Origin of the sequence: Bacillus sp. SIMBA_074 (genome assembly GCF_046534555.1) — a bacterium.
GTDB classification, from domain to species: Bacteria; Bacillota; Bacilli; order Bacillales; family Bacillaceae_G; genus Bacillus_A; species Bacillus_A mycoides.
Map to the genome: position 1 here is coordinate 1 of NZ_JAWRYM010000228.1, position 339 is coordinate 339.

Sequence of the window (339 nt, forward strand, 5' to 3'; positions counted from 1 at the left end):
CTGTCAAAAGACCTATGGCGTTGATGACGTAAGTAAAGTAAGGTAGAGAGCCTTCTCTCATGCTGGTAAAGCTCAGCAGTATGGTAGCCAGCAATGCTCCAATCAAGATGAGGCCAAGCGTATACAATAGTCCTGTCAATACAGAGGTGGATGCACTCCGCACGTTTGTTACCCCCCTCACTGCTCAAGTGTTTGTACCATCTATATGAGAGGCTTGGCAGACGTATTCATCTTCGCGTTGAACATTAAGGGGAATTTTCGTATGATGGATGAGGAACAAGACGGGGGTGAGGAAAGATGATCAAAACCTACTTTTACAACCACTCAGAACAGAAGATG

General features: G+C 45.4%; 1 pseudogene. It reads right to left on the bottom strand.

The annotated features are described in order from the left end of the window. A pseudogene (locus tag SB773_RS30620) lies at positions 1–163 on the bottom strand (TIGR04086 family membrane protein); the annotation flags it as partial. Positions 164–339: the final 176 nt, after the last annotated feature.